Genomic DNA, 26,580 nt, shown 5'->3' with positions numbered 1-26,580 from the left:
CCTCCGTGGGCCAACCTTCAGATCAGCAGCTCTGCGCCGCCGGTCTGGAGGTCGATAAGGCGTACGTCGAGGATGCCGGTCTGGATGCCCAGGAGTTTGAGCAGCGGATCGATGAGCGCATTGCCCAAGGCCGTGACTAGATCCGCCAGGGCCTTCGTTAACAGCTTGTTCAGGTCGGTAATGGAGTTGATCACCGTGCCGGCAAGGTTATCCACAAGCTTACCCAGATCACACAGCAGCCAGCCCAGAAGCGGATTGCACAGCAGTCCCTGCGAGCCCAGCGTCACAGTAATCTTCAGTCCGCTGCTCAAACTCGCCAACCCTGCTCCCAGTGAGGCACCGAGGGGGCTTTGGGCACGCTGAACGGAACTGGGCAGGTCGCCAGGGCTGGCAACGGTGTATGTCAGCTCAGTCGGAGTCGAAGTGGCGACCGTCACTGGCCCCGAAGGCGTGGTGATGTCGGCCGTGGCCAGATATCCCGATCCCAGATTAACCAGCTTGACCGAGGCTCCGAGACTCAAGGTAGCGATGCCAGGCTGCGCTTGCACGCCCACCGTCACCGGTTTTCCAACCCCACCACACTGGATGCTCTCCAACGCGGCAGAACCTGGCGCGACAGCAGCAACCAGGGTCACATCTGACGTCACAAGACCCAGGTTGAGCAGATCCACGCTGGCCCTGACCGTCAGGTTGATCTGCGACGAGCGCGCCTGAGTCCTCCAGGAACCATCGACATTGCGACCGGGATAACCAATGGCGATCTGCGGAGGACTGATCACCGTCAGGCTGAGGCTCTGCGTGAGCAAGCCGGGCAACGCGAGCTTCTGAGTGGGAATAGTGACGGCATTGTTCTTGTTCGCCACCAACGCCGTGGCCATCAAAAGATCCAGTAGGTTGACCCCGGCATTGAGCGCCGTATCGCGTACGCTGTCCGGCGCCACCACGGTGAGAATCTGTCCCAGAGTCAACTGCGCCGTCGGCACGTTGATGGTCGCCAGCGCGGTGCGCAGTAACGCGGTATTCACTCCGGCCAACTGCGAGGAATCCGCCGCGTTGACCATCGCCTGCAGCAACTGCACAGCCGTGACGTTGGCGCCCAGCAGGCTGTCGATCTTGCCCAGTTCCAGGTTCACCCCGGCCGCCTTGAGTTGCTGGCTCAAGGCGAGCAACGAGACGTTCGCCCCGGCGATGCCCTGGTAGGTGACGACGTCCAGGTTGAGGTTGGTGCCCAGTAGGCTGCCAAGCAAGGCGTTGAGCAAGGGCGAGTTGCTCGAGTCCAGACTCAGCACGCCGCTACCGGCAGAGATCCCCGCTATTGCCGAGCGCCGTGCCACGGCCTGGGCACTGAGCACCGTGGTGCTCGACGCACCGCTGAACAGGTTGGCGACGTTGAGCACCAAGCTGGACGGCACGCTGTGCGTTGCCTGCACCCGAACCGAATCGGCAAGGTCGCCGCCAGCGTTGAAAACCCTTTGAGAGTTGGCGCTACCGTATCCGGCCGTGAAGCTGACACTCCCCAGTGTGCCCACCAGGGAATCGCCAGAGCCGGGCACGAAGCCGTTCTTCGCCGCGCTGGCGATGACATAACCCTGGATAACACCAGCCAGCTGCGAGCCGCACATACCTCCTTGGGTCGCGGCCTCCAGGGCCGCCATGTCCGCCACGCGCTGCAGTTTGCGCTGTTCGAAGTACAGCCGACCGGTGTCGATCACCAGGGCCAGGCAGATCAGCGCCAGCAGCAGCGTTCCAGCCGCCATGACGCCAATTGCGCCCCGCTGCCGTTCGCGTCCCATGGCACGCTCCCGAAGTTCTACTTCTTGTCGGTGCTGAAGCCGTTGTTGTCGTCGAGCAGATACTCCGGAATCTCGCGGGTATAGCTCTTCAGGTAACGCTGGTAGGCACGGTCCCGTTCGGCCGGCGTGGCGCTTTGCCGATTGCTCGAGGCCGCTCGGCCGCTGCTCTGCAGCTCCAGCCAGGTCAGCACTTCCTGCTGGTCACGAGCCGTGGTGCCCGGCTCGGCATGGGAGTTCTCCACCGCCACGGCCGGCAAGGGCGAACACAGCAGCGTACAAGCCAGAATCCATGTCTTCATCCTGTCCTCCCTGCCCATCTCAGCGGGCCTTCACCAGCAACTTGGCGTCGTGCGCCACCGCCGGGGTCGAATCGACCAGGGCCGGGTGCGCATCGTCCACCGGGTCGTCCACGTAGCTCACACTTTCCGCCTGCACCGCCGGTTGGCTGGCGGGGCTGGCAGGGCTCGCCGGATGCAGATCCCGGGCCTGATCCTGGGCCGCCCGGACCTGGTCGGCGGACAGCCCGACGCTCTGGATCAATCGGCTCGCCTCGCTGTTCTCACCCTGGATGAACATGACGCTGAGCAGGTTGGTCGCCGGCAGCTTGTCGTGCTCGTTCAGCTCCATGGCCGTGATGAATTCGAAGCGCGCCTTCTCCAGATCACCGCGCCGCATCAGGACGTAGCCCAGGTCGTTGCGCAGCGCGCTGTCAGTGGGCTGCAGGCGCGCCGCTTCACGTAGCTCGCGCTCCGCCTCCACGGTATTGCCACCGCGCATGGCGATCTGCCCCAGGCCGTGATGAGCCTCGGCCGACTTGCAGGTGCCCAGCAGCCCCTCATAGACGATCCGGGCCTTGGGGTCCCCAATACGGCGCAGGGCCAGCGCCTTGCTTTCGCGCACTTCCAGTGAGTTGGGCGGCAGGGTTTCCAGGTTGGCCAGGGCGGCGTGGGCGCGGCCGTTGTCGAGCATCTCGCGGGCCAGGTTGAGCTGCAGCTCTACCGCCTGGCCGAGCTTCTCGTCGCAGTTCTGCCCGACGCTCGGCCCACCACCGAGGGTGTCGAAGTTGGCGCAGCCGCCGAGGGTCAGCCCCAGCAGGCCGATCACGCATGCGTTTCTCATCCCATTCCCCCCATGGCCTTTGTAATCGCGAGGAAGCCTGGCCCGGCGAGGATGATCAGCAGCGCCGGGAACAGCAGCAGCATCATCACCAGGCTCATCTTCGCCGACAGCTTGCTGACCTTTTCCTGCAGGCCGGTCAAGCGACGGTCCTCGAACAATTGCTTGAGTGTCAGCAACGAGCTACGGGCACTACCGCCCTGGCGCACCATCTGGCGCAGTACGTTGCAGCAGTCGGTCAGCTCGCTCACCTGCAAGCGGCGGCTCAACTGATCCAGCTCGTCCGCTAGGTCCATACCGCTGTCGGTGTGCGTCAGCACATTCCCCAGCTCAGAGGACAGGACAGGGACGATGCTCAGCCCCTCCCGGCAGACCACGCGCAGGCTCTGCTCTACGGTCAAACCGGAATCGAAAAGGATGCGGATCAACTGAATGAACAGAATCACTTCTTCGGCCAGGCGCAGCCGGCGCTTTTCGGCAAAGTACGCCAGAACCCGCTTGGGCAGCAGGAAGCCGATCCCCGCGGCAAACAGCAACGGCACTACCGGCGAAGACGTACTGGTGCCAGGCATCGCCTGGTAGATCACGACAATCCCCATCAGCAGCACAGGACAGAAGATCAGGGACATCAGATAGACGCTGCGAGGCGTGCTGCCGCTCCAGCCGGCCTGGTTCAGCAATACACGGACTTCCTCATCGCGCAGGTGCAGCCGCTTGCCCAGCCCGCTGCCACTCATTCGCTCGACAAGATCAGAGACGCGACGAGTGCCCGGGCGCGTCAGAGGCTCGCTGCCCAGTCGCTGCTCGATCAGACGTTGCTCGCGCCCTGCCGTGCGACTCTGCGAGAAAGCCAGGAAAGCGGCAGCAAGCAGCAGGATCAGGACCATCACTCCGTAGAGAACGGGCATGACAGCCTCCTCATATGCTCTTGAGCATGCGCCAGAGCGTGTAGCACCCCAGCACCTGCAGCCCAAGGGAAGTCAGCAGCAGCCAGCGGCCACCGCTGTCGAGCCACATATTCATCAGGTAGCCCGGATTGGTGAAGAGAATGTATCCCCCCAGGCTGACCGGCAGTACCGCCAGGACGAATGCGCTCAGGCGCGTCTCGCCGGTCATGGCACGCAGCTGTCGGCTGAGTTTCTCCCGTTCGTGGATGACCTTGATGATGTTTTCCAGCAGGTCGGTGGTGTTGCCTCCATATCGATGATTCACCGCCACCCCCAGAGAGAACACGTGCAGTTCCTCCACGTCGTAGAGTTCGGCGACCTCCTGCAGCGCCTCGGGCAGGCTGATGCCCAGCAGCACATGGTTGTTCACCAACGAGAAAATTTCCCGAAGCGGATCGTCGGCGGCGATCACTGCCTGAGCGATGGAGTCTCCCAGAGTGCGACCGGAATGAAGGCTGCGCACCACCTGATCGAGGAAGTTCGGCATCTGCCGGATCATCTTCTGCAGGCGGCGCTGGTAGAGCACGTTGAGCAGTACGTGGAACCCCAGAATCGCCAGTGCCATGCCGCACAGCGCACCTGTCGGCCCGGCCAATCGCTGTCCCAGCACGGCCAGCAGAACGGCCGCCACGCCCAAGCCGAGGAACCAACCGCGCATGTCTGCGATGCCCGCACGCCGCATCCGCCGCGCCAACCAGTGACTGCTGCGTACACGACCGGTCTGAGCCATCGGCTCACCGCTCAAGCGCCGCATCACCTGCTCGTTGTGCCGCGCACGCACGCTCATGCCACTGAGCACTACGCCGAACAGGGCCAGAGCCAGACTGACCACTATCAACAGCGCCGCGCTGGTCATATCAGCACCTGACGAAACTTCAGTCCGCTCGGCTGGGCAGTGCGGACAAATTGCCCGGTGCCACGCCGGTCGAGGCTGAACAGGGAATTGGTGACGTAGACACCGTCGCGTACTTCGAGTACTTCGAGGATCTCGCTGACGCAGCGGCGGCCATTGGACAGGCGGGTGATCTGCACGATGATGTCCAGCGCCGAGCAGAGCATCTGCCGCAGGGTCTGCTCCGGCACGCGCTGGCCGGTAAGGCCCACCAGCATCTCCAGGCGCAGCAACGAATCCATCGCCGAGTTGGCGTGCACGGTGCTCATCGAACCGTCGTGGCCGGTGTTCATCGCCTGCAGCACGTCGAGCACTTCGACGCCGCGGATCTCGCCAAGGATGATGCGGTCCGGGCGCATCCGCAGGGCATTGCGGATCAGGTCGCGGGCCGTGACCTCACCGAAGCCTTCGGCATTCGGCGGGCGGGTTTCCAGTCGCACGACATGGTCATGGCCCAGTTGCAGCTCGGCGGTGTCCTCGATGGTGACGATGCGCTCGCGTTCGTCGATGAAACTGCTCATCACGTTGAGCAACGTGGTCTTGCCGGTGCCGGTGCCGCCGCTGATGAGAATGTTGCAGCGGCTCGCCACTGCCTGGCGGAGGAACGCCAGCATGGCCTCGTCGACGCTCTGGTAGCCCAGCAGGTCGGCGCTCTTGAGCAACTCCTTGCTGAATTTGCGGATCGACAGGCAAGGACCATCCAGCGCCACCGGCGGGATGATTGCGTTGACCCGGCTGCCGTCAGGCAGGCGCGCGTCCACCATCGGACTGGATTCGTCCAGGCGCCGGCCCAGGGGCGCGAGGATGCGCTGGATGACGCGCTGCACATGGTGGTCGTCGATGAAACGCAGGTCGCTCTGGTACAGCCGGCCTTCGTGCTCGATGAACACCCGGTCCGGGCCGTTGACCAGGATTTCCGAGACGCCTGGATCACGCAGGAGTATCTCCAGCGGACCGAAGCCGGTCAGCTCGTCCACTACCTCTTCGGCTAGGCGGTCCAGCTCGTAGCGGGAGATTGCCAATTGGCGGCGCGAAGCGTACTCGCAGACCTTCTCGGAGACGTACTGCGCCACTGCCGGCCGCGCGCCCTCCAGCAGGTTCATGCCGTCTTCGTCGATCTCGTCGATGATGTAGCGGTGCAGGCGCATCTTCAGTGTCTGCAGGTCCTGATCATGGCGGCCATGACCGCCGCCGTAATGCTGGCTCATGGGCGCGCAGCCTTCGCACGGCCGATCCAGCTGAACAGGCCGCGCTTCTCGGCAACACCCGCGCCGAGCGCCTCGGTTAGGTCACGCAGCTTCACCGTCAGTGGGTCTCGCGGCGCCAGGTCGAACAGGCTCTGGCCAACGTTCTTGGCGCGCAGCCGGGCCTCGGGCGAGGCCGGCAGTACGCCGAAGAGCTCCAGGCCGAACATTTTTCCCAGCGCGGGAGCATCCGGCGGCACCGAGGCCCAGTAGCGATCGATCAGCAACTCGACGCGCGGCAGCGAAGGCGTACGCTCACGCAGGCGGCGCAGGCGTTCCAATCCCTTCTTGCACGACGGCACGCTCTGGTCCACCAGCCACAGCACGCGGCTGGCCTGCATCAGCAGTTGACCACTGAGCTCGCCTTCGGCGACGCCGGTGAGGTTGATCAGGATATGGCTGAAGGCGCTGCGCAGATTGCCCAGCAACAGGTACAGCTCGGCGGTGGTGATGCGCTCCAGCACGCCGGGCTCATCCGACAGGCTGAGGACTCGCAGGCCGGATTCGTGGCGGGTGAAGGCGCTGTCGATCAGGGTCTGGTCCAGGCGCCGCAGGTTGCGCAGCGCATCGGCGAAGGTGAAGGCCGGGTCCATGCCAAGGATGGCCAGCGCTTCGCCGGTGGGCTGGCCGATGTCCACCAGCAGCACGCGGTGCTCGGGCTGGCGTTGCAGCGCCAGGGCCAGGTGCAGCGCGACGAAGGCGCCATCGGCGTCCGGCCGGGCACTGACCAGGCTGATCAACTCACCCTGCTGGGTGGCGCTCACCGGCACCGTGGGCAGGCGCCCACCGAGGCGGCGGACCAGCCCGCTCAGCTCACTGGCGCGGGCGCCATAGGTGACGAAATCCCGGGCGCCGGCGCGCATCGCCGCCAGCACCAATTGGTTATCCAGGCCATCGCCGACAGCCACCACCGACAGCAGCGGCCGCGCGGAGACCAGCCCTTCGATCAACGAGCCCTGGGAGACCAGGTTGGCCTTGTTCAGGCTGGTGAAGAGCACCGTCGCGCCGGTGACATCCAGCAGCGACAGCAACTCTTCCAGGGTCCCGCTGTTGGCCAGCACCACCTGCCCGCAGCCGGCCAGGCTGCTCTGCAGCCACTCCTGCTCACCGGGATGCTGGATCAGCGCCACGAAAGTCTGACTCATGCCCGTGCTCCCTTGCTTTTCCTTGCCTCCCGCTCTGGGGCGGGTCAGCGCTTCGTAGAGTTCCATCAGTGCGACATCCCGCTGCTGGCCTTGCGCTTGTCGAAGCGACCGTCCTCGAGGAAATAGAACTCGCCGAAGCCCGGGTCGTAGTCCCGCAAACCCTCGCCGGGCAGTTTCGGCAGCGCGGCATTGGCGGCCAGCGGCTGAACCAGATGCGGCGTGACGATCATCAGCAGTTCACGGTCGTCCTTGTCCAGGTTCGAGGAGCGGAACAGCGCACCGATCACCGGGATGTTGCCCAGGAAGGGGAACTTGTCGACGTTGCTGATGGTGCTGCTGCTGATCAGTCCGCTGATCACGAAGCTTTCACCGTCGGCCAGCATCACGCTGGTGTCGGTGCGCCGAACCGTGAGTGCGGGCACGGCGATGTTGTTGGTGCGGATGCCGCTGGTGAAGTCCAGTTCGCTGACTTCCGGAGCGACCTTGAGCGCGATGCGCTTGTCGTTCATCACCGTCGGGGTCAGGGTCAGGCGTACGCCGAACTCCTTGTACTCGATGGTGATGTTGTCGCTATTGCCATTGGGCACGGGGATCGGGAACTCGCCACCGGCCAGGAACGAGGCGCTCTGCCCGCTGGTGGCTACCAGGCTGGGGCGCGCCAGGGTGTAGGCGAAGCCGCTGCCTTCCAGGGCGTTGATGAAGCCCAGCCATTTGCTGCTGCCTCCACCCCAGATGATGTTGAAGCCATCACTTGAGCCGAAGGTTCCTCCATCCAGGATGCCTCCAGGGGAAACCTTCAGGCCGCTCAAGCTACCCGGGGAGCCCAGCACAAAGGTGTTGGAGCCTTGGCGAATCAGCGATGTGCTGGCCTGCTTGAGCTTGCTGCGGCTGACTTCGACGAAGCGGATATCGGTCTGCACCTGGTTGGCCAGATTGCCGGCACCGACGCCGGATGCCCCTGCTACATCGCTAACTGTGCGGGCACCGACGCGCACCACGGTGCGTATCGGCTGGTTGCTGCAGCTGGTCCAGATCAGCAGGCTGGTCAGGCCTTCGGCCTTGCCGGTAACAAGGAAGTCGCGCTTGTCGAGTACCTGCACGTCGGCAATGTTCGGATCGCCGATGGCCAGACGCTTGATCGGCACCGGCAGTTGCTGGTCGCGCTGGGCACCCTGCTCGACGTCGAGGTTCAGTTGCTGGTCAGCGAAGCCCGCGCAGGCGCTCGGCACAGCCTGCGCCACGGAGTGAACGGTACAAGCCAGCAAGGCGAACAGGGGAAGGATGAAGCGCTTGGACATCGATGCACTCCTTGCTCAATGTGCTTCACGGGTAACGGTCGTACCGCGGTAGACCACCACGCCAGCGTCCACCTGCGGTGCGGAGACCTGGTGCACAGCGGGAGCCTGGGCCTGGCGCGGCATGCCAATCAGCTGTTCGAGGGTGATCGGCGGGCTGCTGGTAGAGCCCATCGAGGCCTGGAGATAGCCGCCCTCTTCTGCTTTCTCGTAGAGCTTCTCGTCCTTGCTGCGCACCGCCAGCCGCAGGGAGCCCGCCTGGGCGGCAAGCATCAGGCGTGACGCGGCTTCGGCCGGCACGGCCAGTACGGCAGTACGCGGCGGGCGCGGGGTTTTGTCCTTGGGGTCGCCGGCATTGCGCGCCTGGCCATCGCTGGCGACCGCAATCTGCTCGCCATAGGTCAGCACCCGCACGCCCGGCAGCACCACCTGGGCGCTGATGTTGCGCTCGGTGCTCTGCTGGTCCTGGACGAAAAGCATGACGTCCACGTAGTCGCCGGGAAGCACGAAGCCGCCGCCACCGATCACCTCGTCCACGGCAATCGCCATGGCGCGCTCGTTGGGCCGGATAGTGCGGGCCAACGGCCCACCAGGCTCGACCACTGCGGCGGACAGAATGCTTCCGGCCGGCACCGCGATCCAGACACGCTGGCCGATGAGGGATTCAGGTTTTGGGTAGCTGCCGGCCGGAGCCGTGCGCAGCATCTCGATGATGAGATCGTCCTTGCCAATGACAGCCAGCGCCGGCAGGTCGCGAGCCGCCACCACCACCGGCGTGCGCTGCAACTTGTCGGCCTCCGCCATGGCGGCAGGCGCTACGTCCTGAGCGGTACCGGCGACCGGCGTCACCGGCTTGCCGACCTTGAGTCCCAGATATCCCACTACACCGGCGCACAGCAGCAACAGCCCGGCGAAAACCATCAGCACCTTGCTATTCATGACCAAATCCCTGGGGCGATAGCGGGAGAGAGGACCGGAGGTCCGCAGCCTTGTCGGAAGTCACTGCGCCGGGGGTTCCGGCATACGTCCTTCAGACCTTTATTGTTTTTCGGCCAGCGACGAAAGTTCGATAAGAATCATTCCTCATATTCAAACATCGCTAGTTCCAAAGCAGAATTTAGTAGCTGCGTTAATAGCGTCAAATGCCCAGGATGAATTTACGCTCTGCAATTACTTATATGCCGACATGACTATAACTTTGGTATTAGCGCTATTTGAACAATTGCATTCGGCCACACTGCGCATAGCCTGACGATGAAGTCAGGGCACCCGCCCTGTATGCACTCGGCGTGCACGGAGCTACGGCCATGGAAAAACAAACCGACGTAAAACAACTTCCGCAGAACTTCCTGGGCAAACTGAAGACCTTTGTCCGTGATCGCGAAGGCGCCACTGCCATCGAATATGCCGTTATCGCAGGTCTTATCTCCATTGCGCTGCTCACCGCCGCCACGCCGATCGGAACCAAGATCGGATCGCTGATGACTGCGATAAAGACCGCCATCGGTGCCTGACTCTCCTGGCTCGAAGCGTTAGCGGAGCCGACTCAAGCTTCCGCGACCACTGCTGTCAGTTGCCCGGAGGGCTACGTATATGGAACGCGCTATCGACTCAGTGAAACGTCACTGCAAGGGACTCCGCACTTTTCTGGCTGACCGCGAAGGGGCGACTGCCATTGAGTACGCCGTGATCGCCGGCCTGATCTCCATCGCCCTGCTCACGGCCGCCAGCCCCATCGGCACCAAGGTCGGCTCGCTCATGACCCAGGTGCAGACCGCACTCGGACTGTAACGCCTGGAAAACGGGGCGGTGCGATTCCGCTCCCGTTTCCTCACACTCACACTAAAGTTCCTCCCAGAACGGCCGATACATCCTGCTCTCTCTTGTTTCACCTGCAGGATGCTTCTCCAATGCTTCGTTCGCTGTCCTTCTCCAGGAAGATTCTCCTGGCAGCCTCCCTCGTTGTGACCTTCGCCTTCGCCTGCTTCATCCTCTTCAACGATTTCCGCCAGCGCCAGGCAATCCACTCCGACACCGAGTCCTATCTCTCCGAGGTGGGCAGCCTGACTGCCAGCAATATCCAGAGCTGGCTGGAGGGCCGCATTCAGTTAGTGGAAGCGGAAGCGGCGCAACTGGCCGATGGCGAGCCGACGCCCGAGCGCATCCAGCATGTACTGGAGCAGCAGGTGTTCCAGAAGAACTTCGAGTCGGTCTACCTGGGTGAAGCCACCAGCGGCGTGTTCACCATGCGCCCCTACGCACCGATGCCCGATGGCTACGATCCGCGCACCCGCGGCTGGTACAAGGATGCCGTGGCCGCCGGCAGGCTGATCGTCACCGAGCCCTTCCTCGATGCCGGCACCAACGAACAGATCCTCGCCATGTCGATGCCGGTGATGCGCAACGGCCAACTGGTTGGCGTGGCCGCTGGCGACATGAAGCTGGAAACCATCACCGCGATCATCAACTCGCTGAAGTTCGACGGCGATGGCTACGCCTTCCTGGTCAGCGACGCCGGCAAGATCCTCCTGCACCCGGACAGCAGCCTGATCTTCAAGAGCCTTGGCGAGGTCTATCAGCAAGGCGCACCCAAGGTGCAGCCGGGCGTGCAGGAAGTCAGTATCAACGGCGTCGACCAACTGGTCTCCATGACCCCGGTAAAAGGCCTGCCGGGCGTGACCTGGTACGTCGCGCTGGTGCTCAACAAGGACTCCGCCTACGCGATGCTGAGCGACTTCCGCAACACCGCCATCATCGCCACCGTGATCGCCATCATCGCCATCCTGCTGCTGCTGGGCATGCTGATCCGCGTGCTGATGGCGCCGCTGACCGACATGGGCCGCGCCATGCAGGACATCGCCCAGGGCGAAGGCGACCTGACCAAGCGCCTGTCGGTCGCCAGCAACGACGAGTTCGGCGTGCTGGCCAACGCCTTCAACCGTTTCGTCGAGCGTATCCACGAGTCGATCCGCGAAGTGGCCTCCACCGCGCGCCAGCTGCATGACGTCTCGCAGTTGGTGGTGAACGCCTCCAACTCCTCGATGAGCAACTCCGACGAGCAGGCCAACCGCACCAACAGCGTGGCAGCCGCGATCAACGAGCTGGGCGCCGCCGCCCAGGAAATCGCCCGCAACGCCGCCGATGCCTCGCACCACGCCACCGATGCCTCGCACCAGGCCGGGGACGGCCGCCAGGTGGTCGAGCAGACGATCAGCGCGATGAACCTGCTGTCCGACAAGATCAGCTCCGCCTGCGCCAACATCGAAGCGCTGAACAGCCGCACGGTGAACATCGGGCAGATCCTGGAGGTGATCAAGGGCATCTCCGAGCAAACCAACCTGCTGGCGCTCAACGCCGCCATCGAGGCTGCTCGCGCCGGTGAAGCAGGCCGTGGCTTCGCCGTGGTGGCAGACGAGGTGCGCAACCTCGCCCACCGCGCTCAGGAGTCCGCACAGGAAATCCAGAAGATGATCGAGGAGCTGCAGATCGGCGCCCGCGAAGCCGTGGACACCATGACCGAGAGCCAGCGCTACAGCCTGGAGAGCGTGGAGATCGCCAACCGCGCCGGCGAGCGCCTGGCCAGCGTCACCCACCGCATCGGCGAGATCGACTCGATGAACCAGTCGGTCGCCACTGCCACCGAGGAGCAGACTGCCGTGGTCGACTCGCTGAACATGGACATCACCGAGATCAACACCCTCAACCAGGAAGGCGTGGAAAACCTGCAAGCCACCCTGCGCGCTTGCGCCGATCTGGAAAACCAGGCCGGCCGCCTGCGTCAGCTGGTGGACAGTTTCCGCATCTGATCGCGGCAGCCGTGAAAAAGGCGCCCGCGGGCGCCTTTTTTCTTGTCCGCCGGATGCTTGTCGTACAGCTCGAGTGGCCAACTGCCGGCTATCTGTATCACCGCTGAAACACCCGCCCCAGCGCCATACCTACCGTTCGTCCGACTCTTTCAAGCTTCCTCCGGGAGCGCCGAAATCAAGGGTGAAGGCCTTTGATAGCAACCAACAAACCGGGCCTGTCGTCTCAGCCGGGACAGGGGAGTTCCGGCCAAGCCTGCACGGCTACCCGCCGCGCCGGCGCCGTCCGTTTCACACCACGGGACGGACGCTCTGTGGCGACACCGGATCTGTCGCCCGGACCCACGCCGATCAGGCATCCCACTACTTCCGGACTCGACGCAGCATGATCAAGAGCCTGAAATTCAGCCATAAGATCCTCCTGGCCGCTTCTCTTGTTGTTTTCTCGGCATTCGCCCTCTTCACCCTCTACAACGACTACCTGCAGCGCAACGCGATCCGCGAGGATCTGGAGAGCTATCTGCGGGAAATGGGCGACGTCACCGCCAGCAACATCCAGAACTGGCTGAGCGGCCGGTTGCTGTTGATCGAAAGCACCGCCCAGACCCTCGCCCGCGACAGCTCCCCCGAGCATCTGAGCGGGCTGCTGGAGCAGGACACCCTGCGCAAGACCTTCAACTTCACCTACCTGGGTCAGGAAGACGGCACCTTCACCATGCGCCCGAACAGCGCCATGCCCGACGGCTACGACCCGCGTACCCGCCCCTGGTACAAGGACGCGCTCGCCGCTGGCGGCACCACGCTGACCGAGCCCTACATCGACGCGGCCACCCAGCAACTGATCATGACCGTCGCCACCCCGGCCCGCGCCGGCGGCAAGGCACTCGGCGTGGTCGGCGGCGATCTCGGCCTGCAGACCCTGGTGCAGATCATCAATGCACTCGACTTCAGCGGCATGGGCTACGCCTTCCTGGTCAGCGGCGACGGCAAGATCCTCGTCCACCCGGACAAAAACCAGATCATGAAGACCCTGGCCGATATCTACCCGCAGAACACGCCGAAGATCGGCAGCGGCTTCAGCGAAGCCGTACTCAACGGCCACGAACGCATCCTCAGCTTCACCCAGGTGAAAGGCCTGCCGTCGGTCAACTGGTACATCGGCCTGTCGATCGACAAGGACGCGGCCTACTCCATGCTGAGCAAGTTCCGCGCTTCGGCCATCGTCGCCGCCGCCATCGCCATCGTCGCCATCCTGCTCCTGCTGGGCATGCTGATCCGCGTGCTGATGCAGCCGCTGACCACCATGGGCCGCGCGATGGAAGACATCGCCCAGGGTGAAGGCGACCTGACCAAGCGCCTGAAGGTCGCCAGCAACGACGAGTTTGGCGTGCTGGGCAATGCCTTCAACCGCTTCGTCGAGCGTATCCACGAGTCGATCCGCGAAGTGGCCTCCACGGCGCGCCAGCTGCATGACGTCTCACAGTTGGTGGTGAACGCCTCCAACTCCTCGATGAGCAACTCCGACGAGCAGTCCAACCGCACCAACAGCGTCGCCGCGGCGATCAACCAGCTGGGCGCCGCCGCTCAAGAGATCGCGCGTAACGCCGCCGATGCCTCGCACCACGCCACCGATGCCTCGCACCAGGCTGGTGATGGCCGCCAGGTGGTCGAGCAGACCATCAGCGCGATGAACCTGCTGTCCGACAAGATCAGCTCCGCCTGCGCCAACATCGAAGCGCTGAACAGCCGCACGGTGAACATCGGGCAGATCCTGGAGGTGATCAAGGGCATCTCCGAGCAAACCAACCTGCTGGCGCTCAACGCCGCCATCGAGGCTGCTCGCGCCGGTGAAGCAGGCCGTGGCTTCGCCGTGGTGGCGGACGAGGTACGCAACCTGGCGCACCGCGCCCAGGAGTCTGCCCAGCAGATCCAGAAGATGATCGAGGAGCTGCAGATCGGCGCCCGCGAAGCCGTGGACACCATGACCGAGAGCCAGCGCTACAGCCTGGAGAGCGTGGAGATCGCCAACCGCGCCGGCGAGCGCCTGGCCAGCGTCACCCACCGCATCGGCGAGATCGACTCGATGAACCAGTCGGTCGCCACTGCCACCGAGGAGCAGACTGCCGTGGTCGACTCGCTGAACTTGGACATCACCGAGATCAACACCCTCAACCAGGAAGGCGTGGAAAACCTGCAAGCCACCCTGCGCGCTTGCGCCGATCTGGAAAACCAGGCCGGCCGCCTGCGTCAGCTGGTGGACAGCTTCCGTATCTGATCTGGCGGACACAAGAAAGGCGCCTTCGGGCGCCTTTTTTGTTCGCGACAGACGGCTCCGCCATTACCGCCGCTTGCTACCGCCCAGCAACGCGCCCATCAGGCCGCGCACCAGCTGTCGACCGATCTGGTTAGCCGCCTGGCGCACTACGGTCTTGCTGACCTGACTGGCCAGGGAGCCCAGGATCTCGCCGGCAATACCGCCAAAATCGGTGCCGCTGCCCTTCTCTTCCTTTTCCTGGGTCGGCGCCATCTTGTCGTCGGCGCGACCGGTGAGTTTCTCGTAGGCGGACTCGCGGTCGATCGGCTGGTCATAGCGTCCCGCGAGTGGTGAGCGGCGGATGACGTCAGCGCGCTCGGCATCAGTCAGCGGGCCGATGCGCGATTGCGGTGGCGCCACGGCCACGCGCTGGACCATCGCCGGCGTACCCTTCTCTTCCAGCGTGCCGACCAACGCCTCGCCGATGCCCAGTTCGGTGAGCACCTTCAGGGTGTCGAACGCCGGGTTGGGACGGAAGCCATCGGCGACTGCGCGCAGGGACTTCTGCTCCTTGGCAGTGAACGCTCGCAGGCCATGCTGGATGCGCAGGCCCAGTTGCGCCAGGACGTCGTCCGGCAGGTCTCCGGGCGACTGGGTGACGAAGTAGACGCCCACGCCCTTGGAACGGATCAGACGCACCACCTGTTCCAACCGGTCCTGCAGCGCCTTGGGCGTGCCGTTGAACAGCAGGTGCGCCTCGTCGAAGAACAGCGCGAGGATGGGTTTGTCCGCATCGCCGCGTTCCGGCAGTTGCTCGAACAACTCGGCCAGCAACCAGAGCAGGAAAGTGGCGTACACCTTGGGCGCGTCATGCACCAGCTTGCTGGCGTCGAGCAAGTGGATGCGCCCACGGCCGTCGGCTTCGGGACGCAACAGGTCTTCCAGTTGCAACGCCGGCTCGCCGAAGAAATCCTCGGCACCCTGCTGTTCCAGCAGCGCCAGGCGCCGCAGCAATGCCTGGGACGAGGCAGCGGTAAACAGCGCACGATCCTCGCCGAGGACGTCCGGGTGCTCCTTGAAGTGGTTGAGCAGCGCCTTGAGGTCCTTCAGGTCAAGCAGCAGCAGACCTTCACGGTCCGCGACCTTGAATGCGGCGAACAGGGCGGCCTGCTGGCTCTCGGTCAGTTCCAGCAGGTTGGACAGCAGCAGCGGGCCCATTTCCGAGAGCGTGGTGCGCAGCGGGTGGCCGGTCTTGCCGGCCACGTCCCAGATACTCACCGGGTAGGCCTGGGGCTTGTGGTTCAGCCAAGGCATGCTGGCGATGCGCTCAGCCACCTTGCCCTGGGGATTGCCGGCAGCAGCGATGCCACACAGGTCACCCTTGATATCGGCGGCGAACACCGCAACACCGGCGTCGCTGAAGGACTCGGCGAGGTGCTGCAGCGTCACCGTCTTGCCGGTACCGGTAGCGCCGGCGATCAGACCGTGGCGGTTGGCGAGCTTCCAGGACTGGCCGACCGGCTGTCCGTCGGGACCCGCACCGATGATGAGTTCGTTCGTGGCTGACATCCGTTGTTCCCCTTCAGTGGGCCTGTCGCGCCAGAGGGCCTGTCGCGTTGGCTGCTTCAGCAAGAGTGGCGCGTCGTGCGGCGCTGCGCAATCGACTACTTCGGTGCAATCAACTACCCGGACACTTTGAAGACGTGCTTGAGGTAGTGCAGGAAATTCTCGTCCTTGCACTGGGTCTTGCCCGGCGCGTCGGATATCTTCGCCACCGGGTGGCCATTGCAGGCGGTCATCTTCAGTACGATGTTCATCGGCTGTACCCCCGGCACATCGCAGGTGAAATGCGTGCCGATGCCGAAGCTGATGTCGATGCGCTCGCGCAGCGCCCGGTAGATTTCCAGCGCACGCGGCAGGTTGAGGCCGTCGGAGAACACCAGGGTCTTGGTCAGCGGATCGATTCCCAGGCGCTCGTAGTGCCGGATCGCCTTTTCCGCCCACTCCAGCGGGTCGCCCGAATCGTGGCGCAGACCGTCGAAGAGCTTGGCGAAGTACAGGTCGAAATCCGCCAGGAAGGCATCCATGGTGATGCAGTCGGTCAGTGCGATACCCAGTTGCCCGCGGTACTCGCGAACCCAGGCATCCAAAGCGGCCGCCTGGCTGTCGATCAACCGCGGACCGAGCTGCTGGTGCGCCATCAGCCATTCGTGGGCCATGGTGCCCAATGGCTTCACGCCGAGCTCCCGCGCCAGGTGCACATTGCTGGTTCCAACGAAATGGCCGGGGAAGCCATCGCGCAGGTCCCGCACCACCGCTTCCTGCACCGGGTAGGAGAAGCGTCGGCGAGTACCGAAGTCGGCCATCTTGAAGCCGGCCAGCTCTTCGGCGCCGGCCTCCTTGCGCAGCCAGTCGAACTTTTCCTGCAGGCGCTCGCGGACCATCGTCAGTGTCGTGCCAGGGTGGCGGTGGCGGTTGCGCACTTCGCTGATACTCGCCAGCAGCGGCACCTCGAAGAGAATCACGTGCAGCCACGGGCCCTTGAGGCGCAGGAACAGCTCGTCGTTCTCCACTCCCAGCTGCACATAGCAGGGATTGAAGCGGAACAGGCCAAGGAAGCGGATGAAGTCGGGCTTGAAGAACGGGATGCGCTCGAGGAAGACAAGATCCTGCGGCGAGAATGACAGCTCGGCAAGGCGCTCGATCTGCTCCCGCAGAGGGTCCAGGTAGGCCCGCAGGTCCTCCTCGTTGCGGCAGCGGAACTCCCATTCCACCTCGGCGTTGGGGTAGTTGTGCAGCACCGCCTGCATCATGCTCAGCTTGTAGAAATCGGTATCCAGCAGGTTGTGCACGATCCGCCGGGAAAATGCGCTGTCGCTCATGCTTGTCTCGTTGCAGGCTTTGAACCGGCAGTCTAAACCCGTCGCCCACAAAAAACCCCGCCGAGGCGGGGTTTTGAGTTTGAATCAGAAATCAGCGTGCTTTGCTCTGCGACATCCCGAACAGGAAAAGCAGCAGGTCGTCATCCGGTCGGATGTCCTGTTGCTTGGCGCGCAGGTTGGGCGGCATGGGACAGCTGTCCAGGCCGCCTTTTCCGGAAATGACCGAAGGCCCAGGCTCATGCCAGGCCGCCGCCGCCAGGGTCGCCACCCCGAGCGCGCCGATGAGGAGCAAACCTCGCGTAATTTCTAACTTCATGTCTGCAACCCTTTGATGGCGCTGCCAAACGCCGCTTGGTAACCATAGACAAAGGCCTGCCATTGCGCCTCTGTCCACGACGAGCGGCGTTTTACCTGGCGAAGATCGTGACGGGCGGCACGCTGGGCGCTGAAGCGCTGGCGGGCTTTTTCCATGTCAATCAGGGCCACTTCGATCTTGTCGCCGTCCACCTTCACGAACACGTGCTTGAGGTAAAGGCATCCGTGTTGCCAGCGGCCGGCGTTAAGCTTGGCAAGGGTACTACCGTAATGTTGCAGAATTCTTTGGTGCAGCGCTTCGCCCCAACGCTCCTGGTCACCTCGGGCGTAGCAGTCTTCCAGGCTGGTGAAGCCGTCCAGCGACTCAGTGACCAACAGGGCCTGCCATTCGCCATCCACCTTGCGGCAGCCGGCGTAGACCAGGGTGGGCACGCGCACGCCCAGCGCTTCGGCGGCCTTGAGCGCATTACGCTCGCGAATCGCGGTGGGATAACCGAAGGGATGCAGCAGATCGCGGTAGATGTGTCCCATCTGCTGCTTGCGATAGAGCATACGGCCGTCGGAGGTCAGGACTCGCTGCACACCACTCTCGCCACCGCGCCGACGGTTAGGCTCCTCGACCCATTTACCGGGTACCTGGAGCCAACGGTCGATGGCGTTCTCACCGGAAATTTGCTGCAGCGAAGCCAGATCAACGGCCATCCATCACTCCTTACGCAGAATATAGACCCGCCACATGTGTACGAGCGGGACGAAATCAATGTGATCCTGGACCTTGAAACCAGCCTGGCGGAACTCCGCCTCGATGGTTTTGGCGGGAATCACAAAGCGGTTCTGGTAGGCGTGTTTCTTGCGAGTTGCCTCGGCGCGCGCACGTTTCCAGGACTTGAAATTGCCATCAACCCACATCGATAGGATCACGGAGTCACGAGTTACGCGGTGAAATTCGCGCAACATCGTCAAACGATCGTCAGATTCGCCGATGTGGTGCATCAGGCGCATCGAGAAGATGCTATCGACGGCGTTGTCCGGCAGATCAATGGCAAACGCGGAAGTCTGCAAAGGTCGGACGCGTTTGACAACCTCATTCGGTTGTCCGGCGCAGGCAACGGCAATCATGTCCGGGGAATTGTCCGCCCCGATGATCACTCGATTCTCCTTCTCGGCCAGCATCGGCCAGAAGCGTCCGGCGCCACACGGCAGGTCCAGCACCAGGTTGGGCTGGCCAGCCAGCTTAAGCGCCTGGCGACCTATCTGGACATCGCGCCAGTGGGAAAGTTTCCTGGACAGCCCGGCCTGGTGCTTGCGCAGGTAACGCTCTGCGTGCTCACGGTCGTACTTTTGGGAGAACTCCAGGTCGACGGATTTGTCACTCATCGGATTAACACCTTTCCCGAATTCAGGGCGAACGATACGAACCAGCCTGTCACAGCCGGGTCATGCACTTGTGAAGATTTCGTCAAAGGACGGCTAGGCGAACTTCGAAGCGACAGCCATGGGGTTCCACGGGACGCAGCGTGACGTCCCAGCCTTCGGAGGCGCAAATCCGCTTTACCAGCGAGAGGCCCAGCCCAAGCCCTTCACCACGCGGGTTCTGGCCACGAACGAAGGGTTGGAAGACGCGCTCGCGCTGTTCTTCCGGGATGCCCGCGCCGGTATCCTCAACCCAAAAACCGTTCGGCCCAAGTTGTAAGCGGATGCTGCCGCTCTCGGTGTAATGCATGGCATTGCGCAGTAAATTGCTCATTACAGAACGAAGAAAAGTACCATTGAACCGACCTGGCATCGCCTCTGCAGCGTCGTATTCCAATGTAAGACCTTTCTCTTCAATCGAACCTCGCCACTGGACGACCAGATCGTCAGCAATCTGCCGGAGCTCGGCCTGAGGAACGATGCTCGCGTCCTTGCGCTGGGCACGGGCCAGCAAGAGGAAGGTCTGCACCAGGTCGCGCATCTCCTCGGAGGCACCACTGATACGCCCCAACTGGGCGCGCGCCCGCGCGCTCAATCCCGGCTCCTCCTCCAGCAGTTCGCAACTGGTGGCGATCACCATCAGCGGCGTTCGCAGTTCGTGACTGACGTCGCTGGTAAAAAGCTTCTCCCGGGTCAGCACATCGTGCAGCCGCCCCATCGCGTAGTCGAAGGCCGCCGCCAGCTCGCCAACCTCGTCGTTGGCATAATCCGGCGACATGGGTGGCGCCAGCTCCAGCAACTGGTCGCGGTGGCGAACCTGGCGCGCCAGGCGCGAGACCGGCTCCATCACCTTGCGCGCCAGCAGCCAGCCCAGTACACCGGACAACGCCAGGCTGAGGACATAGCCGGTGACCACCGCGGCGTAAAGAATCTGCTCGCGCGCTTCGAAGTCGCTCTGGTCCTGCAGCAGGACGAAGCGGCGGCCATCGACGTCTCGCGCCAGCGCATGGAAGGACAGTTCACCGTCGAAGACTTCATGGAACCCTTCATCCAGCCGGCGCAGCGCCGGCGGCATGGCGTATACGCCCGCGCCATCGCTGATGAAGAAGCGCATGCCGGGATCGAGCTTCGGCGCCTGGCCATTACTCAGGTCCTCGTTGAGGATCCGATCCAGCTCGCCACCCAGGTCACGGGAAATCAGGCGTTCTTCGACGATATGAACGACGCCGACGATTCCTACCGAAAACAGGCCGCCAACGGCGGCGGTCATGAGTACGAAGGCAAAGACAATCCGTCGGGAAAGGCTCTGCTTATACTCCATGCGCTTCCTCCGCCAGCTTGTAGCCGACGCCGTGCACCGTGTGCAGCAGGGAGGAACCAAAAGGTTTGTCGATCACCTGGCGGAGCTGGTGGACGTGGCTGCGCAGGCTGTCGCTGTCGGGGCAGTCATCGCCCCATACGGCTTCCTCGAGCACATCACGGCGCACCACGTGCGGGCTCTTCTGCATCAGCACCGCCAGCAGCTTGAGTCCGATGGGGTTGAGCTTGAGAGGTTTACCGGCGCGATTCACTTCGAGGGTGTCGAGGTTGTAGCTCAGGTCCGCAACTTGCAATTCACGCCGCCCGCCGCCCTGGCTGCGGCGCAGCACCGCTTCGATGCGAGCCGCCAGCTCGGAAAGTGCGAAGGGCTTGAGCAGATAGTCGTCAGCACCGGAGCGGAAGCCCTGCAGGCGATCGTCCAACTGGTCACGGGCGGTGAGCATGATCACCGGAGTGTCGCGGCGCGCGTCTTCGCGCAGGCGGCGACACAGGGTGAAACCGTCCAGCCCCGGCAGCATCACGTCCAGCACGATCAGGTCGTAGTGCGACGTCGCCGCCAGGTGCAATCCGGACAGGCCGTCCTGGGCGCAATCCACCGTGTAGCCCTTCAGGCCCAGGTAGTCGGCCATATTGGCCAGGATGTCCCGATTGTCTTCAACCAACAAAATGCGCATATGCTCTCCTCGAACGCAATGCACGTTAGCCTAACCAGCTTAAATAGAACTTAAACGCCTTTGACGAAATTTTCACATTCCACCTGCCGATTTCCTCTGCTGCGGGTGAAATGTGTCCCTCAGCGACAATTCAGGCGTCCTCGCCCGTCACGCCGAACTCGATCGGGGTCTTCACGTAGAACAGCTTTACACCGGCCTTGCGGATGACCGCGAAGATGCGCTCGGACTCTTCCTCGCTGACTGCCATGGTGACTTCCTGGGGTTGGTCCGCCAGCTCGAAGAAATGTGCATAGTGAATGCGTCCGGTCTTGCCGAAACCTTCGCTCGCCGTCATCAGGGTGGCGCCTCGAACGCCCTCTCGACGCGCCTCTTCCAGCAACCACTGGGCCGGCGGCAGACCGGCATGCTTGCGATCCTGCTGGGTGAAGAACTTCAACTGATAGCCGTTCATTTCTTCCTCCTGAGGCCTGTGGCGTCTGCAGCACGGGTGTCTCAGCGCCCCATCAGGGCCTGTACCGACCACAGTCCTGCCAGGGTCATCAGCAGCGAACCGGCAAGGTGCGTGGCGACGGTGCCCATCGCCCAGGCCAGCCGGCCCTGCTGCAACAGCACGACGACTTCAGCGGAAAAGGTCGAGAAGGTCGTGAGACCACCGCAAAAGCCAGTGATGATCAGTAATCGCCATTCTGGCGCTACGCCGGGGGTATTGGCGAAGAAGGCGATAGCCGCGCCGATGACGTAGCCGCCGACCAGATTGGCGACCACCGTGCCCGGCGGCATGGAAGGCAGGAGGGTATTGAGCTTCAGCCCGAGCACCCAGCGCAGCAGTGCACCGAGGGCGGCTCCGAGGGAGACGGCGAGAATGGATTTCCACATGGTCCTGTCCTGGGGAAAGTGTCTTGGACAGGCTGCAGGCGAGCGCCTACGCGCCTTTCCAGGTCTATGCGTAGGCATCATCAGCCACAAGGGCGGTTGAAGGAGGAATGCCATCTCCTGCCGCGCAGTCTGGCATATCCGACGCCCATGAAAAAGCCCCGCCTAGGCGGGGCTTTTTCTTACAGCAGGTGCCGGGTGGCTTACATCATGCCGCCCATGCCACCCATGCCGCCCATGTCCGGCATGGCCGGAGCAGCCTTGTCGTCAGCCACTTCGGCAACCATGGCCTCGGTGGTGACCATCAGGCCGCCGATGGAGGCAGCAGCTTGCAGGGCCGAACGGGTGACCTTGGCCGGATCGAGGATACCCATCTCGATCATGTCGCCGTACACGCCGGTAGCAGCGTTGTAGCCGAAGTTGCCCGAACCTTGCTTGACCTTGTCGACCACGACGCTCGGCTCGTCACCGGAGTTGGCAACGATCTGGCGCAGCGGAGCTTCAACAGCGCGACGCAGCAGAGCAATACCAACGTTCTGGTCTTCGTTGTCGCCCTTCAGGCCTTCGATGGCCTGCAGAGCACGAACCAGAGCGACACCGCCGCCAGGAACCACGCCTTCTTCCACCGCAGCACGGGTAGCGTGCAGGGCGTCTTCAACGCGGGCTTTCTTCTCTTTCATCTCGACTTCGGTGGCAGCGCCAACCTTGATCACGGCAACACCGCCAGCCAGCTTGGCCAGACGCTCTTGCAGCTTCTCACGGTCGTAGTCAGAGGAAGTCTCTTCGACCTGCTTGCGGATCTGCAGGACGCGAGCTTCGATGTCGGCTTGAGCGCCAGCGCCATCGATGATGGTGGTGTTTTCCTTGCTCAGGACGACGCGCTTGGCGTTGCCCAGGTGCTCCAGGGTGGCGCCTTCCAGGCTCAGACCGACTTCTTCGGAGATGACGGTACCGCCGGTCAGGATGGCGATGTCCTGCAGCATGGCCTTGCGGCGGTCGCCGAAGCCCGGAGCCTTGACGGCCGCGACCTTGACGATGCCACGCATGTTGTTGACGACCAGGGTAGCCAGGGCTTCGCCTTCGACGTCTTCAGCCACGATCAACAGCGGACGGCCGGCTTTGGCAACGGCTTCCAGGACCGGCAGCATTTCGCGGATGTTGGAGATCTTCTTGTCGACCAGCAGCAGCAGCGGGCCGTCGAGCTCGGCCACCATGGTGTCCGGCTTGTTGATGAAGTAGGGGGACAGGTAGCCACGATCGAACTGCATGCCTTCTACGACGGACAGTTCGTTTTCCAGGCCCGAGCCTTCTTCAACGGTGATCACGCCTTCTTTACCGACTTTCTCCATGGCTTCGGCAATGATGTTGCCGATGGAGTCGTCGGAGTTGGCGGAAATAGTGCCGACCTGGGCAATGGCCTTGGTGTCGGCGCACGGCTTGGCCAGGTCTTTCAGCTGGGCAACGATGGCGACGGTGGCCTTGTCGATGCCGCGCTTCAGATCCATCGGGTTCATGCCGGCAGCGACGGCCTTCAGGCCTTCGTTGACGATGGCCTGAGCCAGGACGGTAGCGGTGGTGGTGCCGTCACCGGCAGCGTCGTTGGCCTTGGAGGCAACGTCTTTCACCAGCTGGGCGCCCATGTTCTCGAACTTGTCTTTGAGTTCGATTTCCTTGGCAACGGAAACGCCGTCCTTGGTGATGGTCGGAGCACCGAAGCTCTTGTCCAGGATGACGTTACGGCCTTTCGGGCCCAGGGTCGCTTTGACCGCGTCGGCCAGGACGTTTACGCCGACCAGCATTTTCTTGCGAGCGGAATCGCCGAACTTAACTTCTTTGGCAGCCATGTTCTGTTTCCTCTAAATCGAATTCGGTGGGGAGTGGACGGACTGAAATCAGTCTTCCAGGACGGCGAGGATCTCGGACTCGCCCATCACCAGCAGTTCTTCGCCGTCGACCTTGATGGCGTTGCTGCCGGAGTACGGACCGAAGACCACCTTGTCACCGACCTTCACGGCCAGGGCGCGAACTTCGCCGTTGTCCAGGACGCGGCCGGCACCAACAGCGACCACTTCACCGCGGTTCGGCTTCTCGGCGGCGGAGCCCGGCAGCACGATGCCGCCTGCGGTCTTGGTCTCTTCCTCGCTGCGACGGATGACGACGCGGTCATGCAGAGGACGAAGCTTCATAGTCGTAACTCTCCCAAACTGTGATTTCCAACGGCCGGATCAATGCCCGGCAGGTTTTGTTGAATCCGGCGGCGCCGGTTTGCGACCCGACAGGCGAGTCGCGAAAAGAGCAGCCTGTCGTAGACAGGGACCTTGCGGTGACCGGTACATAAGGTCGCCACAAGGCATTTCAAGGGTGTGACGAAAAAAATTTTACAGGCGCAGGGCGGCGGGAGCTGCCCGCGGGTCAACGCAGGCGGTCGCGGTCTTCCTCGCGGCGCTGGTATTCGCCTTCGATGATGCTGGGGCCGCTGCGGTGCTGGGCGGCCGGGTCATCGGCGAACGCGCGTCGGCGCTCGGCCTGCTCCTGCATGCGCTGACGCACGCGACCGAGCATCAGGCGGCGGGTGAAGGGGATCAGGCAGAGCAGACCGACGACGTCGCTGATGAAGCCCGGCAGCATCAGCAGGCCGCCGCCGAGGGCGATGACCAGGCCTTCGAGCATCTCCTGCTCGGGCAGCTCGCCGCGGTTCAGGCGCTCGCGAGCACGCAGCGCGGTGGCCACACCGGCCACGCGCAGCACTGCCGCGCCGATGAAGGCGCCGGCGATGATCAGCAGAAGGGTCCAGCCCACGCCAATCACGCTGCCGACCTTGATCATCACGGCCAGCTCGATCAGCGGGAACAGAAGAATCAGAAACAGGGGAACTCGCATCGATGAATCCTTGGCGGGGTCATTGCCCGGGTAGAAAGCAAGGTGGCGACGCCCCGCCCCGATTTCAAGGGATCAGCCACGGGATCAGCCGAGGAATCGGGACTGCTCAGGCCTGGATCACTTCGTTACCCGGCCAGACCTCCGACCTGGCCAGTTGCACCAGCGCCTGGCGCACCGCGCCGGCGTTGCCGCAGGGCGCGGGGAACGGCAGCCAGTACAGGCCCTGGCCGATGCGCAGGTGGAAACCTTCTGAATCAATTCCCGCCAGTTGCGGGTTCTTGCCGGCGGGCAAACCGGCCAGTTGGACGTAGTGCTCGATGGCATTGGCGTGGTCGCTGTTCATGTGCTCGACCATGCTCCTCTCCACCTCGCCGACGAAGGGGTTGGCCAGCGGCACGCTGTCGGCGCCCAGCCAGTGGATATCGCCGAAGCCGCCGATGAAACGCCACTGCACCGGCTCCAGGACCCAGAAATCGAAGTCATGGACGATGTGGTAGTCCTGCGAGCCAGGGAAATACCGGTAGTAGCGCTCGGCGGCGCCGGCAATCGCGTCGACGTCCTCGATCAGCAGCGCTTCGGCCAGCAGGGTCAAGCGACCGGCAGCCTGGATATCATCGACGCCGCGTTCGCCCACGAGCAGCGAGCATTTACCGTCCATCTGCAGGTTATGGGTGTGCTGGGCGATGCGACTGATCAGGATCAGAGGCCGCCCCGCCTCATCCAGGCAATAGGGCACCACGGAGCCGAAAGGAAAACCGGGCCACTTCTTCGAGTGGGTGGAGAGAACGCCGCGGTATTCCTTGAGCAGCAGTTCTCGGGCATGCTTGGCAGCTTTCACGCTCAACTTATGACTCCTCGCAAAGAATCCGTCGTAAACGGACGGGCAGGACTGACTCTGTGCACAGCTGCCGGCGGGGCCTTTCACCAGAAACTGTTCGTGGGGTTGTTCCGATGCAATTGAAAGACAAGGTCATCATCATCACCGGTGGCTGCCAGGGCCTGGGCCGCGCCATGGGCGAGTACCTCTCCGGCAAGGGCGCGCGCGTCGCGCTGGTTGACCTCAATGCCGAAAAACTGGACGAAGCCGTCGCTGCCTGCAACGCCGCCGGCGGTGACGCCCGCGCCTACCTGTGCAACGTCGCCAATGAAGAACAGGTTACCCACATGGTGGCCCAGGTCGCCAGCGACTTCGGCGCCATCAACGGCCTGGTCAACAATGCCGGCATCCTGCGCGACGGCCTGACCATCAAGGTCAAGGATGGCGAGCTGAGCAAGATGAGCCTGGCCCAGTGGCAAGCCGTGATCGACGTCAACCTGACCGGCGTGTTCCTCTGCACCCGCGAAGTGGCGGCCAAGATGATCGAGCTGAAGAATGAAGGCGCAATCGTCAACATTTCCTCCATCTCCCGCGCCGGCAACATGGGCCAGGCCAACTACTCCGCAGCCAAGGCCGGTGTCGCCGCCGACACCGTGGTATGGGCGAAGGAACTGGCGCGCTATGGCATTCGTGTGGCGGGCGTAGCGCCCGGCTTCATCGAGACCGACATGGTCGCCAGCATGAAGCCCGAGGCCCTGGAGAAGATGACCGCCGGCATTCCGCTCAAGCGCCTGGGCAAGCCGCTGGAAATCGCCCACTCGGTGGCCTATATCCTCGAGAACGACTACTACACCGGTCGTGTGCTGGAACTGGACGGCGGCCTGCGCCTGTAATCCGCCCGCCCATGAAAAAGCCCC

At 63.3% G+C, this 26,580-nt stretch carries 27 protein-coding genes and 1 riboswitch; of the genes, 5 read left to right on the top strand and 22 right to left on the bottom strand.

From position 1 onward, the window contains the following. Window positions 1–17: 17 nt before the first annotated feature. The 9 genes from AC1ZV1_RS06065 to cpaB all read right to left on the bottom strand — a co-directional run bounded on the left by AC1ZV1_RS06065 (window position 18) and on the right by cpaB (window position 9,371). Window positions 18–1,793 (bottom strand): pilus assembly protein TadG-related protein, encoded by a 1,776-nt coding sequence (locus AC1ZV1_RS06065; protein WP_484295935.1) that lies wholly within the window; start codon window positions 1,791–1,793, stop codon window positions 18–20. A 17-nt stretch (window positions 1,794–1,810) separates the two neighbouring features. After that, a complete protein-coding gene (locus tag AC1ZV1_RS06060) occupies window positions 1,811–2,092 on the bottom strand; it encodes a DUF3613 domain-containing protein (protein ID WP_484295934.1) in 282 nt (93 codons plus the stop codon). Window positions 2,093–2,111: 19 nt separating this feature from the next. Beyond that, window positions 2,112–2,912 (bottom strand): tetratricopeptide repeat protein, encoded by an 801-nt coding sequence (locus tag AC1ZV1_RS06055; protein ID WP_484295933.1) that lies wholly within the window; start codon window positions 2,910–2,912, stop codon window positions 2,112–2,114. Then, a complete protein-coding gene (locus AC1ZV1_RS06050) occupies window positions 2,909–3,817 on the bottom strand; it encodes a type II secretion system F family protein (RefSeq protein WP_484295932.1) in 909 nt (302 codons plus the stop codon). The genes AC1ZV1_RS06055 and AC1ZV1_RS06050 overlap by 4 nt, the downstream gene beginning before the upstream one ends. 10 nt (window positions 3,818–3,827) lie before the next feature. Further along, a complete protein-coding gene (locus tag AC1ZV1_RS06045; RefSeq protein ID WP_484295931.1) occupies window positions 3,828–4,712 on the bottom strand; it encodes a type II secretion system F family protein in 885 nt (294 codons plus the stop codon). Beyond that, complete coding sequence (tadA, locus tag AC1ZV1_RS06040; protein WP_484295930.1) at window positions 4,709–5,956, bottom strand: type 4b pilus Flp biogenesis ATPase TadA; 1,248 nt, start codon at window positions 5,954–5,956, stop codon at window positions 4,709–4,711. Before tadA ends, AC1ZV1_RS06045 begins: the two co-directional genes overlap by 4 nt. Next, window positions 5,953–7,137, bottom strand: a complete 1,185-nt coding sequence (tadZ, locus tag AC1ZV1_RS06035; RefSeq protein ID WP_484295929.1) for a type 4b pilus Flp biogenesis protein TadZ — start codon at window positions 7,135–7,137, stop codon at window positions 5,953–5,955. The genes tadA and tadZ overlap by 4 nt, the downstream gene beginning before the upstream one ends. Before the next feature lie 65 nt (window positions 7,138–7,202). After that, window positions 7,203–8,435 (bottom strand): type II and III secretion system protein family protein, encoded by a 1,233-nt coding sequence (locus AC1ZV1_RS06030; RefSeq protein WP_484295928.1) that lies wholly within the window; start codon window positions 8,433–8,435, stop codon window positions 7,203–7,205. A 15-nt stretch (window positions 8,436–8,450) separates the two neighbouring features. Next, a complete protein-coding gene (gene cpaB / locus AC1ZV1_RS06025; protein ID WP_484295927.1) occupies window positions 8,451–9,371 on the bottom strand; it encodes a Flp pilus assembly protein CpaB in 921 nt (306 codons plus the stop codon). A gap of 368 nt (window positions 9,372–9,739) precedes the next feature. Between cpaB and AC1ZV1_RS06020 the strand changes: the two genes are divergently transcribed. The 4 genes from AC1ZV1_RS06020 to AC1ZV1_RS06005 all read left to right on the top strand — a co-directional run bounded on the left by AC1ZV1_RS06020 (window position 9,740) and on the right by AC1ZV1_RS06005 (window position 14,510). Beyond that, on the top strand, window positions 9,740–9,946 hold the full coding sequence (locus tag AC1ZV1_RS06020) for a Flp family type IVb pilin (RefSeq protein WP_484295926.1): 207 nt from the start codon (window positions 9,740–9,742) through the stop codon (window positions 9,944–9,946). Window positions 9,947–10,025: 79 nt separating this feature from the next. Further along, entirely contained in the window at window positions 10,026–10,223 is a 198-nt protein-coding gene (locus AC1ZV1_RS06015) for a Flp family type IVb pilin (protein ID WP_484295925.1), read from the top strand. Between the two features lie 119 nt (window positions 10,224–10,342). Beyond that, window positions 10,343–12,238: a methyl-accepting chemotaxis protein gene (locus tag AC1ZV1_RS06010; protein ID WP_484295924.1), complete on the top strand. Its 1,896-nt coding sequence runs from the start codon at window positions 10,343–10,345 to the stop codon at window positions 12,236–12,238. Window positions 12,239–12,620: 382 nt separating this feature from the next. After that, window positions 12,621–14,510: a methyl-accepting chemotaxis protein gene (locus tag AC1ZV1_RS06005; RefSeq protein WP_484295923.1), complete on the top strand. Its 1,890-nt coding sequence runs from the start codon at window positions 12,621–12,623 to the stop codon at window positions 14,508–14,510. A 63-nt stretch (window positions 14,511–14,573) separates the two neighbouring features. Here AC1ZV1_RS06005 and AC1ZV1_RS06000 read toward each other — a convergent pair whose 3' ends face one another. The 13 genes from AC1ZV1_RS06000 to AC1ZV1_RS05940 all read right to left on the bottom strand — a co-directional run bounded on the left by AC1ZV1_RS06000 (window position 14,574) and on the right by AC1ZV1_RS05940 (window position 25,690). Beyond that, the gene (locus tag AC1ZV1_RS06000; RefSeq protein WP_484295922.1) at window positions 14,574–16,058 is read right to left on the bottom strand and encodes a helicase HerA-like domain-containing protein; all 1,485 of its coding nucleotides are present in this window, start codon (window positions 16,056–16,058) and stop codon (window positions 14,574–14,576) included. A gap of 113 nt (window positions 16,059–16,171) precedes the next feature. Next, a complete protein-coding gene (gene pncB / locus AC1ZV1_RS05995) occupies window positions 16,172–17,371 on the bottom strand; it encodes a nicotinate phosphoribosyltransferase (protein ID WP_484295921.1) in 1,200 nt (399 codons plus the stop codon). 91 nt (window positions 17,372–17,462) lie between these two features. Then, a complete protein-coding gene (locus AC1ZV1_RS05990; RefSeq protein ID WP_081517518.1) occupies window positions 17,463–17,687 on the bottom strand; it encodes a hypothetical protein in 225 nt (74 codons plus the stop codon). Further along, complete coding sequence (locus tag AC1ZV1_RS05985; RefSeq protein WP_484295920.1) at window positions 17,684–18,388, bottom strand: lipopolysaccharide kinase InaA family protein; 705 nt, start codon at window positions 18,386–18,388, stop codon at window positions 17,684–17,686. Before AC1ZV1_RS05985 ends, AC1ZV1_RS05990 begins: the two co-directional genes overlap by 4 nt. A 3-nt stretch (window positions 18,389–18,391) precedes the next feature. Continuing rightward, on the bottom strand, window positions 18,392–19,063 hold the full coding sequence (locus AC1ZV1_RS05980; protein WP_484295919.1) for a class I SAM-dependent methyltransferase: 672 nt from the start codon (window positions 19,061–19,063) through the stop codon (window positions 18,392–18,394). Between the two features lie 82 nt (window positions 19,064–19,145). After that, complete coding sequence (locus AC1ZV1_RS05975) at window positions 19,146–20,420, bottom strand: sensor histidine kinase (protein ID WP_484295918.1); 1,275 nt, start codon at window positions 20,418–20,420, stop codon at window positions 19,146–19,148. Beyond that, window positions 20,410–21,093 (bottom strand): response regulator transcription factor, encoded by a 684-nt coding sequence (locus AC1ZV1_RS05970; RefSeq protein ID WP_017518075.1) that lies wholly within the window; start codon window positions 21,091–21,093, stop codon window positions 20,410–20,412. Before AC1ZV1_RS05970 ends, AC1ZV1_RS05975 begins: the two co-directional genes overlap by 11 nt. A 130-nt stretch (window positions 21,094–21,223) precedes the next feature. Next, complete coding sequence (locus AC1ZV1_RS05965) at window positions 21,224–21,544, bottom strand: DUF190 domain-containing protein (RefSeq protein WP_484295917.1); 321 nt, start codon at window positions 21,542–21,544, stop codon at window positions 21,224–21,226. Window positions 21,545–21,585: 41 nt separating this feature from the next. Beyond that, window positions 21,586–21,969 (bottom strand): fluoride efflux transporter CrcB, encoded by a 384-nt coding sequence (gene crcB / locus AC1ZV1_RS05960; RefSeq protein ID WP_448679427.1) that lies wholly within the window; start codon window positions 21,967–21,969, stop codon window positions 21,586–21,588. A 64-nt stretch (window positions 21,970–22,033) separates the two neighbouring features. Next, a riboswitch (Fluoride riboswitch) is annotated at window positions 22,034–22,096 on the bottom strand. Window positions 22,097–22,169: 73 nt separating this feature from the next. Beyond that, window positions 22,170–23,810, bottom strand: a complete 1,641-nt coding sequence (groL, locus tag AC1ZV1_RS05955) for a chaperonin GroEL (RefSeq protein ID WP_484295916.1) — start codon at window positions 23,808–23,810, stop codon at window positions 22,170–22,172. Between the two features lie 48 nt (window positions 23,811–23,858). Next, on the bottom strand, window positions 23,859–24,152 hold the full coding sequence (locus AC1ZV1_RS05950) for a co-chaperone GroES (RefSeq protein WP_009617968.1): 294 nt from the start codon (window positions 24,150–24,152) through the stop codon (window positions 23,859–23,861). A 226-nt stretch (window positions 24,153–24,378) separates the two neighbouring features. Continuing rightward, window positions 24,379–24,846 (bottom strand): FxsA family protein, encoded by a 468-nt coding sequence (locus tag AC1ZV1_RS05945; RefSeq protein WP_484295915.1) that lies wholly within the window; start codon window positions 24,844–24,846, stop codon window positions 24,379–24,381. 106 nt (window positions 24,847–24,952) lie between these two features. Then, complete coding sequence (locus tag AC1ZV1_RS05940; RefSeq protein WP_484295914.1) at window positions 24,953–25,690, bottom strand: HugZ family pyridoxamine 5'-phosphate oxidase; 738 nt, start codon at window positions 25,688–25,690, stop codon at window positions 24,953–24,955. A 107-nt stretch (window positions 25,691–25,797) separates the two neighbouring features. On the opposite strand from AC1ZV1_RS05940, the gene AC1ZV1_RS05935 reads away from it, so the two are divergent. Further along, the gene (locus tag AC1ZV1_RS05935) at window positions 25,798–26,556 is read left to right on the top strand and encodes an SDR family oxidoreductase (RefSeq protein WP_484295913.1); all 759 of its coding nucleotides are present in this window, start codon (window positions 25,798–25,800) and stop codon (window positions 26,554–26,556) included. Window positions 26,557–26,580: the final 24 nt, after the last annotated feature.

The organism is Pseudomonas sp. BB438, from assembly GCF_057180225.1.
The sequence above is the reverse complement of the archived record's forward strand: the minus strand, read 5'-3'. Positions and strand labels throughout refer to the sequence as shown.

Bases quoted from the DNA above. Each gene is read 5' to 3' on its own strand.
- AC1ZV1_RS06065 (WP_484295935.1), bottom strand. From the start codon at position 1,793: ATGGGACGCGAACGGCAGCGGGGCGCAATTGGCGTCATGGCGGCTGGA.
- AC1ZV1_RS06060 (WP_484295934.1), bottom strand. From the start codon at position 2,092: ATGAAGACATGGATTCTGGCTTGTACGCTGCTGTGTTCGCCCTTGCCG.
- AC1ZV1_RS06055 (WP_484295933.1), bottom strand. From the start codon at position 2,912: ATGAGAAACGCATGCGTGATCGGCCTGCTGGGGCTGACCCTCGGCGGC.
- AC1ZV1_RS06050 (WP_484295932.1), bottom strand. From the start codon at position 3,817: ATGCCCGTTCTCTACGGAGTGATGGTCCTGATCCTGCTGCTTGCTGCC.
- AC1ZV1_RS06045 (WP_484295931.1), bottom strand. From the start codon at position 4,712: ATGACCAGCGCGGCGCTGTTGATAGTGGTCAGTCTGGCTCTGGCCCTG.
- tadA (WP_484295930.1), bottom strand. From the start codon at position 5,956: ATGAGCCAGCATTACGGCGGCGGTCATGGCCGCCATGATCAGGACCTG.
- tadZ (WP_484295929.1), bottom strand. From the start codon at position 7,137: ATGAGTCAGACTTTCGTGGCGCTGATCCAGCATCCCGGTGAGCAGGAG.
- AC1ZV1_RS06030 (WP_484295928.1), bottom strand. From the start codon at position 8,435: ATGTCCAAGCGCTTCATCCTTCCCCTGTTCGCCTTGCTGGCTTGTACC.
- cpaB (WP_484295927.1), bottom strand. From the start codon at position 9,371: ATGAATAGCAAGGTGCTGATGGTTTTCGCCGGGCTGTTGCTGCTGTGC.
- AC1ZV1_RS06020 (WP_484295926.1), top strand. From the start codon at position 9,740: ATGGAAAAACAAACCGACGTAAAACAACTTCCGCAGAACTTCCTGGGC.
- AC1ZV1_RS06015 (WP_484295925.1), top strand. From the start codon at position 10,026: ATGGAACGCGCTATCGACTCAGTGAAACGTCACTGCAAGGGACTCCGC.
- AC1ZV1_RS06010 (WP_484295924.1), top strand. From the start codon at position 10,343: ATGCTTCGTTCGCTGTCCTTCTCCAGGAAGATTCTCCTGGCAGCCTCC.
- AC1ZV1_RS06005 (WP_484295923.1), top strand. From the start codon at position 12,621: ATGATCAAGAGCCTGAAATTCAGCCATAAGATCCTCCTGGCCGCTTCT.
- AC1ZV1_RS06000 (WP_484295922.1), bottom strand. From the start codon at position 16,058: ATGTCAGCCACGAACGAACTCATCATCGGTGCGGGTCCCGACGGACAG.
- pncB (WP_484295921.1), bottom strand. From the start codon at position 17,371: ATGAGCGACAGCGCATTTTCCCGGCGGATCGTGCACAACCTGCTGGAT.
- AC1ZV1_RS05990 (WP_081517518.1), bottom strand. From the start codon at position 17,687: ATGAAGTTAGAAATTACGCGAGGTTTGCTCCTCATCGGCGCGCTCGGG.
- AC1ZV1_RS05985 (WP_484295920.1), bottom strand. From the start codon at position 18,388: ATGGCCGTTGATCTGGCTTCGCTGCAGCAAATTTCCGGTGAGAACGCC.
- AC1ZV1_RS05980 (WP_484295919.1), bottom strand. From the start codon at position 19,063: ATGAGTGACAAATCCGTCGACCTGGAGTTCTCCCAAAAGTACGACCGT.
- AC1ZV1_RS05975 (WP_484295918.1), bottom strand. From the start codon at position 20,420: ATGGAGTATAAGCAGAGCCTTTCCCGACGGATTGTCTTTGCCTTCGTA.
- AC1ZV1_RS05970 (WP_017518075.1), bottom strand. From the start codon at position 21,093: ATGCGCATTTTGTTGGTTGAAGACAATCGGGACATCCTGGCCAATATG.
- AC1ZV1_RS05965 (WP_484295917.1), bottom strand. From the start codon at position 21,544: ATGAACGGCTATCAGTTGAAGTTCTTCACCCAGCAGGATCGCAAGCAT.
- crcB (WP_448679427.1), bottom strand. From the start codon at position 21,969: ATGTGGAAATCCATTCTCGCCGTCTCCCTCGGAGCCGCCCTCGGTGCA.
- groL (WP_484295916.1), bottom strand. From the start codon at position 23,810: ATGGCTGCCAAAGAAGTTAAGTTCGGCGATTCCGCTCGCAAGAAAATG.
- AC1ZV1_RS05950 (WP_009617968.1), bottom strand. From the start codon at position 24,152: ATGAAGCTTCGTCCTCTGCATGACCGCGTCGTCATCCGTCGCAGCGAG.
- AC1ZV1_RS05945 (WP_484295915.1), bottom strand. From the start codon at position 24,846: ATGCGAGTTCCCCTGTTTCTGATTCTTCTGTTCCCGCTGATCGAGCTG.
- AC1ZV1_RS05935 (WP_484295913.1), top strand. From the start codon at position 25,798: ATGCAATTGAAAGACAAGGTCATCATCATCACCGGTGGCTGCCAGGGC.